The organism is Rhodococcus sp. SJ-3, from assembly GCF_051918125.1.
GTDB lineage: Bacteria > Actinomycetota > Actinomycetes > Mycobacteriales > Mycobacteriaceae > Rhodococcus.
This window is the reverse complement of sequence record NZ_CM123306.1, coordinates 5170785-5184488: the sequence shown is the minus strand read 5'-3', so window position 1 is coordinate 5184488 and position 13704 is coordinate 5170785. Positions and strand designations below refer to the sequence as shown.

At 64.9% G+C, this 13704-nt stretch carries 10 protein-coding genes and 1 riboswitch; of the genes, 6 read left to right on the top strand and 4 right to left on the bottom strand.

The annotated features are described in order from the left end of the window. Nucleotides 1–278 precede the first annotated feature (278 nt). Together ACTDXD_RS24180 and ACTDXD_RS24175 are read left to right on the top strand one after the other, a co-directional pair. Entirely contained in the window at nucleotides 279–1589 is a 1311-nt protein-coding gene (locus ACTDXD_RS24180; protein WP_440124711.1) for an MFS transporter, read from the top strand. Between the two features lie 82 nt (nucleotides 1590–1671). Next, the gene (locus ACTDXD_RS24175; RefSeq protein ID WP_440124710.1) at nucleotides 1672–2358 is read left to right on the top strand and encodes a GntR family transcriptional regulator; all 687 of its coding nucleotides are present in this window, start codon (nucleotides 1672–1674) and stop codon (nucleotides 2356–2358) included. 216 nt (nucleotides 2359–2574) lie between these two features. On the opposite strand, the gene ACTDXD_RS24170 is transcribed toward ACTDXD_RS24175, so the two are convergent. Continuing rightward, nucleotides 2575–3573: an iron-siderophore ABC transporter substrate-binding protein gene (locus ACTDXD_RS24170; protein WP_440124709.1), complete on the bottom strand. Its 999-nt coding sequence runs from the start codon at nucleotides 3571–3573 to the stop codon at nucleotides 2575–2577. A gap of 127 nt (nucleotides 3574–3700) precedes the next feature. On the opposite strand from ACTDXD_RS24170, the gene ACTDXD_RS24165 reads away from it, so the two are divergent. The 3 genes from ACTDXD_RS24165 (at nucleotide 3701) to ACTDXD_RS24155 (ending at nucleotide 6800) form a co-directional block, all read left to right on the top strand. Continuing rightward, the gene (locus tag ACTDXD_RS24165) at nucleotides 3701–4984 is read left to right on the top strand and encodes a competence/damage-inducible protein A (RefSeq protein WP_440124708.1); all 1284 of its coding nucleotides are present in this window, start codon (nucleotides 3701–3703) and stop codon (nucleotides 4982–4984) included. A gap of 116 nt (nucleotides 4985–5100) precedes the next feature. Continuing rightward, nucleotides 5101–5451, top strand: coding sequence for a type II toxin-antitoxin system Phd/YefM family antitoxin (locus ACTDXD_RS24160; protein WP_440124707.1), 351 nt, complete (start codon nucleotides 5101–5103; stop codon nucleotides 5449–5451). Between the two features lie 148 nt (nucleotides 5452–5599). Continuing rightward, a riboswitch (cobalamin riboswitch) is annotated at nucleotides 5600–5745 on the top strand. 146 nt (nucleotides 5746–5891) lie between these two features. Then, nucleotides 5892–6800 (top strand): ABC transporter substrate-binding protein, encoded by a 909-nt coding sequence (locus ACTDXD_RS24155; protein WP_440124706.1) that lies wholly within the window; start codon nucleotides 5892–5894, stop codon nucleotides 6798–6800. Nucleotides 6801–6950: 150 nt separating this feature from the next. Here the strand turns inward: ACTDXD_RS24155 and ACTDXD_RS24150 are convergent, their stop codons facing one another. Continuing rightward, nucleotides 6951–7508 carry a TetR/AcrR family transcriptional regulator gene (locus tag ACTDXD_RS24150; protein ID WP_440124705.1) on the bottom strand — a complete coding sequence of 186 codons (558 nt, stop codon included), beginning with the start codon at nucleotides 7506–7508 and terminating at the stop codon, nucleotides 6951–6953. Between the two features lie 472 nt (nucleotides 7509–7980). Between ACTDXD_RS24150 and ACTDXD_RS24145 the strand changes: the two genes are divergently transcribed. Beyond that, complete coding sequence (locus ACTDXD_RS24145; RefSeq protein ID WP_440124704.1) at nucleotides 7981–11118, top strand: bifunctional cytochrome P450/NADPH--P450 reductase; 3138 nt, start codon at nucleotides 7981–7983, stop codon at nucleotides 11116–11118. 66 nt (nucleotides 11119–11184) lie between these two features. On the opposite strand, the gene ACTDXD_RS24140 is transcribed toward ACTDXD_RS24145, so the two are convergent. Together ACTDXD_RS24140 and ACTDXD_RS24135 are read right to left on the bottom strand one after the other, a co-directional pair. Next, nucleotides 11185–12081, bottom strand: a complete 897-nt coding sequence (locus tag ACTDXD_RS24140; protein ID WP_440124703.1) for a diacylglycerol kinase — start codon at nucleotides 12079–12081, stop codon at nucleotides 11185–11187. Further along, nucleotides 12078–13700 carry an FAD-binding oxidoreductase gene (locus ACTDXD_RS24135; RefSeq protein WP_440124702.1) on the bottom strand — a complete coding sequence of 541 codons (1623 nt, stop codon included), beginning with the start codon at nucleotides 13698–13700 and terminating at the stop codon, nucleotides 12078–12080. Before ACTDXD_RS24135 ends, ACTDXD_RS24140 begins: the two co-directional genes overlap by 4 nt. Between the last annotated feature and the right edge of the window lie 4 nt (nucleotides 13701–13704).

Genomic DNA, 13704 nt, shown 5'->3' with positions numbered 1-13704 from the left:
GCTTTCGGGGGGCCAGCCGCTCGATATCCCGGGGATGCGTTCCCGGGAGTACACCCAGCCGGGACGCAACAGTGCGAAACGCCAACGGCGAGCATCATGAGAACAGACCATGGTTGTGCGGGGTCACCGCTGAGAATTGCCGTCATGCCGATGTGGGCATAGCAAGCTCGTGACGCTCACACACACGCGCACCTTGTATCCAAGATGTATCCTTGCGCACGAACGAACGCAATCGATCCTCTCCGAACGCCGGAAGGACGAAACGAAAGGCAGCGTCGATGCCGTCGCAGAGGTACACGCAGGCCAAACTGATCACCGCACAGTTGTTCTCCGGGGCCGGCATCGCCTCCGGATACGCCGTCGGTGGCCTACTGGCCGAACAGATCACGGGACGCACCGCGATGGCCGGCTTCGCTCAGATGAGCGTGATCTTCGGCGCTGGGCTCGTCGCCTACCCATTGGCGGCGTTGGCGGCACGGACCGGACGTCGCAGGGCGCTCACCTTGGGGTTCACAGTGGGCACACTGGGTGCACTCGTAGTGCTGGTCGCCGTTGCCGTGCAATTCCTCCCGCTGTTCATGCTGGGGATGATGATGTGCGGATCATCCACGGCCGCAGGTCTACAGGCGCGCTACGCTGCGGTCGACGCTGCAGGCCCGGCCGCGACGGGGCGGGCCATGTCGCTGGTGGTATGGGCGACGACGATCGGGTCCGTTCTGGGCCCCAACTTCACCGGTCCGGGCGCACACCTCGGCGAAGCATTCGGGATGCACCCGCTTGCCGGCCCCTACCTGATTTCGATGGCTGCCTTCGCGCTGGCCGCTGTGGCGGCGTCGACCCTTGCGGGCGGGAAGCAAGGTGCGACAGCCGAGGGCACGGCCGACGGAAGTGCTGCACCTGATGTAACAGCCCCGAACACTGCGGCGCCGCTGCGTCTCGGAGCCGCACTGCGTTTCGTAGCAGTACGCCCGGTTCCACTGTTCGCGATCGTCACCATCGTCACCGGTCAGATGATGATGACGAACGTCATGGTAATGACTCCGGTGCATATGCACCATCAAGAGTTCGATCTCGGTGCCATCGGTCTCGTGGTGAGCATCCATATCGCCGGGATGTATGCGCTCTCGCCGGTCTTCGGCTGGATGTCCGATCGCTGGGGGCCGGGCACTGTGATTGCCTCAGGTGTCGTCGTCTTCATCGCGACGATCGCCCTCGGCGTCGTCGACGCATCGGCCTCCGCCTCCTCGATGACACTGCTGACCATCGCCCTGCTTCTCCTCGGTGTGGGCTGGTCGATGTTCCTCATCGGCGGCTCGGCGCTGCTGACGGCTTCGGTGCCGCAGCACGCGAAGGTCACACTGCAAGGCGCATCGGACTCGGCGATGAACCTGGGTGGGGCGCTGATGGCAGCAATGGCAGGCACGGTGTTGGCGATGGGCGGCTTCCTCTGGATCAATCTGATGGCCACCGGGGTTCTGCTCATCACACTGGCCTTCTCCGTGAAGGCGGTGCCGTTGATGAAATGGCCCGGCAGGGGGGCACCGGCTACTGACGCAGAACCCGGTCTCGATCGAGTGACAACACCGTGAAACGGAATCCTGGAGCAACAACGGCGCCGGAACGTACCAGTGGTATCCATATCGTACTCGAGTCGAGAGCGAGGAGACCCCAGTGACCGCCGACCAACACGACGGCATCAGCGCCGCCGAGCGCTCCTACCAGGTGATCCGCGACCACATTCTCGACGGCACGCACTCCCCCGGGACGATGCTCGGCGAAGCGTCGCTCGCGGCAGCACTCGGAGTCAGCCGCACACCCGTGCGGGTGGCACTGGCTCGTCTTCAGGACGAAGGATGGATCACCATCTATCCCAAGCGAGGCGCCCTCGTCCAAGGGGTGAGCGAGCGCACCGTCGCAGAACTCGCCGATGCCCGCTTCGTGCTCGAGACGACGGCGGTGGACAGGGCCCCGGACGAGCTTCGTCACCGCCTCGCCGAACGTCTCGAACAGTCCATCGAGGAACAACGTGAAGCGTTTGCGAACAGCGATGTTCGGCGCTTCATCGACCTCACGCTCGGATTCCACAAGGGGTTCGTCGAAGCCGGCGGCAACACCGTGCTGATCGAACTCTACGAACAACTCTCCGACCGGCATCGTTTCATGCTCTTCGCCACCGGAGACCACCTGCTTGCCCGTTGCGCTGAGATCATCGCCGAACACCAAACCCTCACCGAGCATCTCCGCACAGGTGACACAGCGGCGTTCGCCGAAGTCCTACGCGGCCACATCGCCGAGAATGCACCTCCCTCCTCGGTGGGCCGAGAGCTGAGCAAGTTCACTCCTTCGATCCGGAAGTGAAGAACACCCCCCTGTTCGACGTTTCCGGACCCGGCAACACCTTCCGCTATAAGGCGCGACAGTCACTGGAAGGGATTGCGCGGAAATCCGCGGCCGAGCTACGCCCTTCCGACGCAGCATGCGAAAGGGAGGAGTTCAGGCTGGTCGACCGATCGACCGCCCCTTCGTCCCGATCCTGCCCCAGGTGGACAGCGATCGAGACGGGGCTCTGCTGCGTCAGCCGATCGCGTCGGCCAACCGCGGAACGAGGCTGTCGATTGCGTACGGAACCGACAGCACCGAGTTGTAGGTGATCGCGCCGCGCTGATCGAGTGTGGTGGCAATGATCGCGTCGTTCTGCGCAGCATCGAGACTGCCGAACAACGGGTTGCCGGCGGTGATGTCGACCGTCTCATCATTGCCGAGCACAAGGATCAGGTCACCGTCGAGCATGCTCACGTTCTCCTGCGACACGTCGACGAAGAAGCTGTCCCCGGTGTCTTGACTTGCGACCTCCTCGGGGATGTCGAATCCGAGCACGGTGAGGAATGCTCCGCGGGCATCGCCGGCCAGATACGCGCCATACCTGTTGTCGTAAGGCAGCACTGCTACACCGGTCTTACCGTCGAACTCAGGATGGGACGCAGCGGCGGCAGCCAGCCGGTCTGCGGTCTGCCGGTTCAGTTCGGCGCCGCGATCAATTTCGCCCATGGCCGCGGCAATCGTCTCGGTCGCAATCTCACGGTCGACGGTGTAGGCCGCGAATCCTTCCGGCCTCGAGATCGTCGGCGCGATAGCGCTCAGCTTCTCGTACACGGCCTCGTCGTACCCCGCGGACACACCGATGATGAGGTCGGGGGCCAAACCTGCGATCTGCTCGAGATTCGGTTCCGAATCGGAGTCGATGCGGGTGAGCGCGGCATCGCCGACGTACTCGTCGGTCCACGGACCGAGTCCGGTCTCGTAGAACTTGTAACCGGTGTTCCCAACGGGAACCACACCGAGGGCGAGCACAACATCAGCGTCGGTCACCCCGAGGGTGACGATGCGTTCGGGCTTCTCGGTGATCGTCGTGCTGCCGTGGACATGCTCGATCGATATCGGGAACGCCCCCTCCCCGCCCGCCCCTGCGGTCTCGTCACCACCGCCGTCGCTGCTGCACGCCGTCACGGTAGCGGCGAGCACAAGTGCACCCACAGCGACTGCGACACGGGCCCTGGTTCGTCGTCCGAACATCCAACATCCTCTCGATCGAAGTAAGCGAACCCTAACTTGATGTGCGCAGCTCACTTCACGCCCCCCGGTCCTCTCGGCAGACGAACCCCTGGCTCGCGGCTCGTGCGAAATGTCTAGGCTCGACGGCGTGAGCGTGCGTGCAGGAATCATCGTGACCGGAACCGAAGTACTCACCGGCAGGATCACCGACCAGAACGGACCATGGCTGTCCCGGCAGCTTCTGACCCTCGGAGTCGACGTCGCCCACATCACGATCTGCGGCGACCGACCCGCCGACCTGATCGCACAACTACGCTTTCTCACCGATCAGGGCGTCGACCTCATCGTCACCAGCGGTGGGCTCGGCCCGACCGCCGACGACCTCACTGTCGCTACCATCGCCGAGTTCTGCCATCGCGAACTACTCCTCGACCCGGAACTCGAAGAACACATCGCGGGCATCATCCGCCGCTACCGCCCGCACACTGAGGACCTCGACGCAGGGCCGACACGTACCGGGATCCGCAAGCAGGCGCAGATCCCCACCGGGTCCACCGCGCTACCACCGACCGGTACAGCACCGGGCGTAGTCATCTCCGCGGTAGCCGGTGACCGGCCGGTCCCGACCATCGTCATCCTTCCCGGACCACCCGGAGAGCTACAGAAGATGTGGCGCAGCGCAATCGCCTCGCCCGCGGTCGCCGACGTGCTGACCCGAGCCGACGATCTGCAGCAGGAAACCGTGCGCGCTTACGGATTGCACGAGGCGCAGCTCGCCGAGACACTGCGCCGGGCCGAAGCAGAGAACGCCGGCCTCGATCGACTCGAGATCACTACGTGCCTCCGACACGGTGAACTCGACATGGTGACCCGATTCGACTCCCGCGACGTAGACATCTACCGCCGTCTCCTCCACGTTCTCACCGAACACCATGGGCATCAGATCTTCTCGACCGACGGTTCGACCATCGACGATCAGCTGGTCGACGCCCTGGACGGCCGTTCGATCTCGACCGCGGAATCGTGTACCGGCGGGCTCGTCGCCGCGCGCCTGACCGACCGCCCCGGGTCGTCGGCCTATGTCACCGGCGGCGTCGTCTCGTACTCCAACGCCGCGAAGTCCGATCTGCTCGATGTACCGGCCGAGTTGATCGCCGCGCACGGTGCGGTGAGCGAACCGGTCGCCGCGGCGATGGCCGAGGGCGCCCGACACCGACTCGAGGCCGATGTCGCCGTCTCCACCACCGGAATCGCAGGCCCCGGCGGTGGCACCGAAACCAAACCGGTGGGCACAGTCTGCTTCGGTGTCGCGATCGAAGGCCGGCCGACGTACACCGTCACCCGTCACTTTCCCGGGGACCGAGAACGAGTCCGAGCCCTCACCACCACGGCCGCACTGCATCTGGTTGTCACACAGCTCCGACAAGAGTGAACCCGCACCCCAACGACCTGCGAACCGTCGGGCTGACACGCGGGACCGCGTTCCCGCCCGAAATCGACCCGACGATGGGATGATGCGCGGGTCGGTCGAGCAGAGGAAAGGAGTTCATGCGGGTGCCCTCAATCACGGTGAAGTCCGCCCGCGCGCAACTGAGGGATCTGGTTCGGAAGGTCAACAACGATACGGTCGCGGTCGAGATCGCCGGCAAACGGAACACCGCAGTGCTGATCTCCAAGGCGCGATACCTCGCTCTCCAGGAGGCCTCGTTCCTGCTGCGTTCTCCTGAGTTGATGGCCAGTTTGCGGCGAGAGATGGAGCGGTCGGTTCAGGAGGAGATGGTCGCGCCCCCGGTAGGGGAGGACGAACCCGCCGACGAGACCTCCCCCTCGCCGTCTCCCAAGAACACCAAGCGCCGAAACAAGCGGAAGAAGCGTAAGAAGCGCCGACGCGTTCGATAGATCCGCGGCGTGCTCGGCACTGTCCGGTCCGCAACAGCTGCAGAAGTCGGGTGCGGTTTTCGACGTGTGCTCACCGAGACGTGCGCTCACCGAATCGGAGGGACCCTCGTTGCGCAGCATGCTCGGTGCGAGACACATCGCTGCCACTGCTAAATTCGTCACGCCAGGTAGCCCCGACAATGGGGACAGGTGGAATCCGGTGGGAATCCGGAGCTGACGCGCAACGGTCAGGGGCGAACAACCCCGAGCCCGATACCCTGCTGGACCGGCAACGGCCTGCCGCTGCCGGTAATGACGTGTGGGTCGCTCGCGTGAAGCGGCTACAGAAAGCTCGATGGGTAATGCACGGAAGAGTTCGGAAGACGACGGTCGCCGCGACGACAGCGATTATGGTGTGGGCCGCATCCGGGTGCGGCACTTCCACCGGTAGTGACGATCCCGTGGGGACTGTCGACACAGACGGTGTGATCAACTGCGGAATCCCCGTGTCGCCGAGCGCCCCCATCGAACGGGCAGTAGCCGTAAACCAGCCTGCTGTCGAACTGTTGCTCAGCCTCGGACTGGCAGATCGACTTTCCGGGCTCGCACTCGGTGATGACCGGCTTCTACCGGAGCTCGAGCCGGAAGCGTCGGAGGTGTACAGATTCGACACGGAGTTTCCCTCCTTCGAATCGGTGCTGGATCGTGAGCCCGATTTCGTCTACACCACTTTCGACTACACATTCAGCGACGAGGGAATCGCGGATCGCGACAGGTTCACCGAGATGGGTATCTCCACATATCAGTCTCCGAGCGAATGCACCGGGCAGGACGCGGTTCAGGATTCCGAGCTCACCCTCGACGACCTGTACGCCGAGATTCTGGACGTATCCACGCTGTTCGACGTCCGCGAACGCGGCGAGGATCTCGTCGGCGATCTGCGTGGTCGGGCAGAGACGGCGGCTGGGAGTATCGACGCTTCGCAGGTGACCCTTGCATGGTGGTATGCCGGAACTACCAGTCCGTACATCGCCGGATGCTGTGGCGCTCCAGGGATCATGACGCGTGCGGTCGGAGCACAGAACGCGTTCGGTGACAGTCGGCAGTTGTGGCCGGAGGTGGGATGGGAGAGCATCCTCGATCGCGATCCCACCATTCTCGTACTGGCCGACCTCACACGTGGCAGTGACGGCGACAGCGCCGAAGAGAAGATCAGGTTCCTCGAGTCGGATCCGGTCGCAAGTCGCCTGACCGCAGTGCAGAACAAGCGATACATCGTCCTCGGTGGCACCACTATGGACCCGTCCATCCGCAACATCAGCGGAATCGAGCAACTTGCTACCGGCCTTCGCGACTTGGGTGTGGCGTAGTGGCGTCCGATGGACCGGTCGAGCGCGGACGACGGCGAATGCCCCATGGGCCGATGCATGAACCATCGACGGTGAGGCACCGAACCTCGATGCCGCGCGTCGTGCGGGCTTTCGTGAATCCGCGTACCAGTGGTGAGACGCACGTCGAGTTCAGAAAGCCGATAGTCCCGCGACAGCAAAATTGAGGAAAGACTCGAACGTCCTCTCCGGATCCGCGGCTCCACCCTGCTCATTCAACGCGCCGGTGGTCTCACCGAGAATGAAGCCGGACAGCAGGGCGAACAGAGTCTTGCGGGCGTACACGAACTCGGCTTCGTCGACTCCGGCACGGGAAAGGACCCGGTCGAGTGCTCGCCAGAGAAGATGGTCACCTCCGGTCACCTCCGGGTGCGACAGCGCGTAGAGCCACAGGGAAGGGTGCCTGCGCGCGCTGGCGCGACATGCGTAGCCCAGTGCACGCAATTGTTCCGCCCACGGGGCATCACCGTCGGGGACATCCAGTTGGAGCGCCACCAGGCCGCACACCCTCTGGAGCAGCACGGTCTTGTTGTCGACGTGGTGATAGAGCGACATCGGATTGACGTCGAGTTCGACCGCCAGTTTGCGCATGGACAACCCCTCGACGCCACCGGCATCCACGAGGCGCAGAGCCGTCGAATAGATCTCCTCCGGAGTCAGGGGTGTACCCCGATGCGCGCTCACAGCCATACACCGTATGCTAGCTTTCGCCATACAGTGTATGGCTGGTGGTTGCGAGTGCCACCGGCCACGGGCAACAAGGAGTTCTCGCGAACGTCTCCCCCACGCTGCTGGCAGGAGATTCCCAGCTCAGACCGCGCCCGAACCACCCGAAGGAGGCGGACCAGTGACCTACGTCGTCGACACCGGTGTGGCCACGCTCCGTCACAGCCAGAACCACCCCGGCAGCGTTCCGATCCCGACACCTCGAAAACCACAGGTATCGCACCGGAAGATTCGTTCCCCGAGTCCGAGGGGTTGCTCGGCCCTCACGAAACACCCGAACACGTCATCGTTGTATACACGGGCCGTACCACCTCACACCCCATGTACAGCAACATATTCGGGCGCACCAACGCGTTCCCCGTCTCCACCGATCCTCGAAAGGAGGACGGCGCTTGCGCTCCCTCGTAAGCGAGGGAGTATCCGCGCCGAACATCAGATGACTGCGACCCGATCGATCCCGGCGCTGCGCGGGGTGCCGTTCCTCGGCAATGCGCTGCAACTGTCCGGTGACGTACCCACCGAGTTCCTGGTCGAGGCAGCCGACAGACATCCAGAGGGGATCTACCGGGTGGATATCCTCGGCCGCCAGGCGTTGTTCGTCTACGACCCCGACCTGGTCGACGAGGTTTGCGACGAGACGCGGTTCTACAAGAGTGTCGCACCCCCGTTGTCGATCGTGCGCGACTTCGCCGGCGACGGCCTGTTCACCGCCCGCGGCAACGAGCCGGTTTGGGGTCAAGCCCACCGAATCCTGATGCCCGCTTTCGGGCAGCGGTCGATGAAGACCTATTTTCCACAGATGCTCGAGGTCGCCGAAGCCCTCATCGCCTCCTGGACGGCCCGCCAGAGCGAGGATCTTGTCGTTGCGGACGATATGACTCGCTTGACCCTCGACACCATTGCCCTCACCGGTTTCGGATATCGATTCGACTCCTTCTCCTCCCCGCGATTGCACCCGTTTCTGCAGGCAATGGGTAATGCCTTGACCGAGGCGATGGTTCGCGCCAGACAGCCTCTGATGGTCACTCGCATGCGTGCCCGACGGGAAGAAGCGTACCGCTCCGATATCCGCGCCATGCAGGAGTTGGTGGACGACGTCATCCGGCGCCGCCGCGACGATGGTGGTGGTGACGGCGGAACAGATCTGCTCGGCCTGATGCTCGAGGCAGCCGACCCCCGCACGGGGAATCCGTTGCCGGACGAGAACATCCGCAATCAGGTACTGACGTTCCTCATTGCAGGCCACGAAACGACCAGCGGATTGCTGTCTTTCGCCTTGTACAACCTGCTCCGCAATCCGCACGTGCTCGCGCAGGCGTACCGAGAGGTGGACAGCGTCCTTTCCGACGGTAGCGTTCCGAGCTACGAGACGATCATGAAACTCGACGTGATCCCCCGCGTACTCGAGGAGACACTGCGGATCTGGTCGCCCATCCCGGGCATCATCCTCAAGCCTTTCGCCGAAACCTCGATCGGGCAATACCGTGTCGGAGCGGGTCAACAGATCTTCGTTCTGTTACCCGCGCTGCATCGACACTCCAAAGCGTGGGACAACCCCGAGGAGTTCGACATCGACAGATGGCTGCCCGAACGCAGGGGTCAGCACCATCGCGCCGGATACAAGCCGTTCGGCAACGGTGAACGTGCATTCATCGGAAGGCAGTTCGCGCTCACCGAAGCGCGACTTGCCCTCGCATTGATCCTGCAGAGGTTCGCAATCAGCGACCCCCATGCCTACCGGATGCAGGTCAAGCAGACACTCACCCTCAAACCCGAGGGCTTCACCATCCGTGTCCGCGAACGTCGTCCTCATGAGCGGGCCACGGCGCCCACACCGGCCGCCGACCCGGACACCCGCGAGCAGGATCTAGGCGCGGTCCCCGCAGGCACTGCGCTCACTGTCGCGTACGGGTCCAATCTGGGTACCTGCGCCGATATCGCCGAACGGCTTGCCGAGCGCGCCGGGCGCGCCGGCTTCGAGGTCCGGTTGAGCACTCTCGACGAACTCGCCGCCGATCCACCTCGCTGCGGGATGCTCGCAGTGATCACCTCGAGCTACAACGGGCGAGCACCCGACAATGCCCAACTGTTCGACTCGCTCGACGACATGCCGTCCCTGCGGGGAGTGCGGCTGGCACTGCTGGGGTGCGGAGACACTCAATGGCCCACCTACCAGGCCTTTCCTCGCCGCGCCTTTGCGAAGCTCACCGAAGCAGGAGCGGTTCCGCTCATCGACCGTTGTGAAGCCGATGCCGCCGGCGACTTCGACGGTGGTGTCAGTGCGTGGATCTCCGCCCTGTGGGAAGCACTGTCCACCGAATACGGTGTGACTGCTGCGGCCCGCGGCTCCCGCTACCGCATGGAGGTGCTCACCGAAGCCGACATCCGACCGGACGTGCTTTCCTCGACGGCTGTCCCGCTGACCGTGATCGAGAACAAGGAGCTCACCGGCGATCCGGCCGGCCTGTGGGATTTTTCCCTCGAAGCGCCCCGCCCGGGCGTTCGTGCGATCGTGGCCGAACTCCCACCTGACCTTTCGTATTCCGCCGGCGACCACCTCGCCGTCTTCCCCCGGAACGAAGCCGTGCAGGTCCAGCGCGCACTACACCTGCTCCGGACCTCACCGGACCAGGTGGTCCGATTACATACCCGAGGAACTACCCACCTCCCGGTGAACACACCGGTCACGGCCGGACTGCTGCTGACCGAGTTCTCCGAACTCCAGGAGCCCGCCACTCGCTCCGACCTCGAAACGCTCGCTGCCCACACCGGGTGCCCGAACACTCTCGGACGGCTCACAGCGCTCGCCGACACGTACACAGAGGAGATCGTCGGCAAACGCGTGTGTGTGCTCGACCTGCTCGAACGGTTTCCCGCGGTCGTCCTGCCGCTGGAAGTCTTCCTGGAAATGACGGGCCCGATCCGTCCGCGCTACTACTCGATCTCGTCCTCGCCCTTGGCGGCGCCGAACCATGTCCGGCTCACGGTCGGGCTCGTCGACGGCGCCTCCTGGGCGGGCTCCGGCCGATACCGCGGAACCTGCTCCAACTACCTGGCCGGCCTCGCTCCCGGCGATGTCTTCTACGGACACGTTCGCACTCCCGCGCCGGCTTTCCGCCTTCCCGAGGACCCGACGACGCCGGTCATCCTGATCGGACCGGGTACCGGCATCGCCCCGTTGAGAAGCTTTGTGGAAGAACGGGCCCATACTGCCGCGACCGGGCCTGTCGAGCTGTTCACGGGCTGTCGGCACCCCGAGCACGATCGTCTCTACGCCGAGGACCTCGATGCGTGGCACGCTGCCGGTCTCGCGAGGGTGCACACGGCGTATTCCGCGTTGCCGGACCACCCGGAGCGATTCGTCCAGCAGGCGCTTGTCGCCGAGGCCGACCGAATCCGGGAGTTGCTCGAACGGGGGGCGCATATCTACGTGTGTGGAGACGGGTTGCACATGGCACCGGCCGTACGACGAACACTTGCACGGATCCTTGCTGTACGAACAGATGACGACGGCGAGGTCCCGCTGCACCGCCTCGAGTCGGAAGGCCGTTTCCACCAGGACATCTTCGCGTGACTCGGTTCCCGCCCCGGGACGTATCGTCTACCGCCTCTGCAGGTTCCGGCGGTGAGTCGGCCGACATCAGTGTTGCGGCACCAGCACGGTGCCTGCTCCGCGCACTGCCTCCACCTCGACCGGCAGCGCGCGGAGCGGTTCGCCGTCGGCGTAGACCGTGATACCGGGGCTGTCTAGCCGTACCCGTCGTGCGCGGCGCACCATCACCTCGGGCAGGTCGACGTGGGTGCCCCGGTAGACGGTCGGGAAGAGGCGCAGAAGGCGAGTGCGGTTCGCCGAGGTGGCCACCACCACGTCGAGGAGGCCGTCATCGAGCAACGCGCCGGGTGCGATTCGCATTCCGCCGCCGTAGGTGGAGGCGTTGCCGACGGCCACCAACGTTGCGTCGAGTTCGACGGCCGGTTCGTCGTCGAAGGTGATCCGGTACGGGAGCAGCCGCAGATTCACCAGTTCGACGATGGTCGCAGCGTTGTAGCGCAGTGGCCCGCGCGGCCATTTCATTCGGTTGGCACGGTCGGTGACGAGAGCGTCGAAGCCCCCGGCGAGCACGGTGCCGAACCACTGGTCCGGTCCTTCGTCCGCGGAGACCCGGCCGAGATCGATGGTTCGCCGGTGGCCGGTCGCTACCACGTCCGCCGCTGCGCCCGGTTCGTCGGGGATACCGAGGACGCGGGCCAGATCGTTCCCGGTTCCGGCGGGGACGATCCCGACGGGCGTGCCCGTGGTGGCCGTTGCCTGCCACGCTTGCCAGACGATGCCGTCACCGCCGACCGCGACGACCGCGTCGATACCGTCCTCGACTGCGTGTCGGGTGAGTGCGATCGACTCATCGACCGAATCGGCGGCGATGTGCGCGATGCGCAGTCCGTACGTACGCAGTCGTGCACTGGCATCCGCGAGGGTGTGAAGTGCGTCGTCGTCGGCGGTCGGGTTGCTCAGCACGACAACCGAGCCGGTGGTCACGGGATCAGCTTTCCGGGATTGAGGATGTGGTGCGGATCGAGCGCGTTCTTGATCGCTCGGAGCACCTCCACACCACAGTCGCCTACCTCATCGGTCATCCACGGCAGGTGATCGCGTCCGACGGCGTGATGGTGGGTGATGGTCCCGCCGGCAGCAACGATCGCCGCAGTGGCTGCCTGCTTCGCCTCGGCCCATTGCCGGACCGGGTCATCGGTCTGCGCGCACACGATGGTGAAGTACAGCGATGCGCCCGCCGGATACGTGTGCGAGATGTGGCACAACACCAGCGGCGGAGTGCCGCCCTCACGAAGGGTGCCGGTGAGGGCCTCCGCGACCGCGGTGCGCAGTCGCGCCAGATTCGACCAGGTCGTTGCAGTTTCGAGGGTTTCGGCGAGGGCGCCGGCCTCGAGCAGCGCGTCACGCAGGTGCGGTGCGCCGAATCGGCCCTGCTCCCACTGTCGGGCCGGTTCCGCTCCGAGATCGATGCCTCCCGCGGCACCAAGGATTTCTTGAACGGCTGCCGCACGGTCGCGCACGTAACGCTCGTCGCCCTCGATGGTGGTCACGGCTAGGCACCCGCCCGGACTCTCACGCCCGATGTCTTTGTGCAAGGCCAGGTTGAGGCCGGTTTCGACTTCGTCCGACAGACGTAACACCGTCGGCGGCAGTCCACTCTGGACGAGAGTTCGAAGTGCGTCGGCGCCGGTCGTGAAATCCGGGAACTTCCATGCCCGATGCTCGACCACTGCGGGGATGGGATGGATGCGTACCCCGACCTCCGTGATGATCCCCAACGTTCCTTCGGAGCCGAGAAAAAGTTGCCGCAGGTCCGGCCCCGCCGCGGAGGCCGGCGGGTGGCCGACGCGGATCGTGCCCCGGGGTGTGGCCACCGTCATGTGTTCGACCATGTCGTCGAACCGTCCGTACCCGGCGGAGGCCTGTCCGGAGGACCGGGTGGCCGCGAAGCCGCCGATGGTCGCGTGGCGGAAGCTTTGCGGGTAATGACCGAGGGAGAATCCGTGGGTGCCGAGCAGTTCTTCCGCCTGGGGTCCGGTGACGCCCGCGTGCACGGTGGCGACACGGGAGATTGGGTCGAGATCGGTGAGGGCGTTCAATCGGCGCAGATCCACCGCGATCACCGCGGGTAAGCGGCCGGAATCCGGATCGACTCCCCCGACGACACTGGTGCCTCCACCGAACGGGACAACCGCGATCGACTGTGCCGCACAGTATTTCAGAATGCTCAGGACCTCGTCGTGGTCGGCGGGCAGAACCACTGCGTCGGGCGCTGCCTGCGGATCGGTTCCTTGCCGACGCAACAGGTCCAGAGTGCTTTTTCCGCCTGCATGCCGCAGGCGTGCGGCGTCGTCGTCGAGGACATGCTCGGCGCCGAGAAGACGAACGAGGCCGGTTCGATGTTCCGGGGCAAGTCGGGTGGGGGTGAGCCGGACGTCGGATTCGGCGAGCGAGTTCCGCCGAGGGTGGACTCCGAGTGCCTGCTCGAGCAGAGTGCGCACCTCGGCGCCCAATTCAGTTCGGTGTTCGGCAGTACCCCATGCGTCCCACTCCATCTCCGGAGCGAGCTGATCGGGTCGAAGGGGCGTGAAGCTCTCAGTCATGCGT